At 67.8% G+C, this 276-nt stretch carries 1 protein-coding gene; it reads left to right on the top strand.

Annotated features, from left to right (window positions below):
- Nucleotides 1-276: hypothetical protein (locus H2O73_RS23960; protein ID WP_220457750.1), on the top strand; the 276-nt coding region annotated here is incomplete at both ends.

Genomic DNA, 276 nt, shown 5'->3' with positions numbered 1-276 from the left:
TGGACTGGCGGCGTCTGGCGCCCATCCTCGCCGGGATTGCCGGGCTGGCCTGGGGCATCTGGAACGGCAATTCGATCCAACTGACCGCGTGCTACGGCATGATCGGGATCATGGTCGCCTACACCGTGGCCACCCTGACCGGCGGCGGCACCTGGGCCGAGGTCATCGCCACCCTGATCCGCGCCTTCCGCGATGGCGGCAAGGGCGTGGTGATCGTCGGTATCCTGCTGGTGGCGGCACAGGTCTTCGTGGCCATGGTCAACCTCACCGGTGTCG

Source organism: Vibrio marinisediminis (assembly GCF_014050145.1).
Classification (GTDB): domain Bacteria; phylum Pseudomonadota; class Gammaproteobacteria; order Enterobacterales; family Vibrionaceae; genus Vibrio; species Vibrio marinisediminis.
Note: the sequence above shows the minus strand (reverse complement) of the source record. Positions and strands in the feature narration are given on the sequence as shown.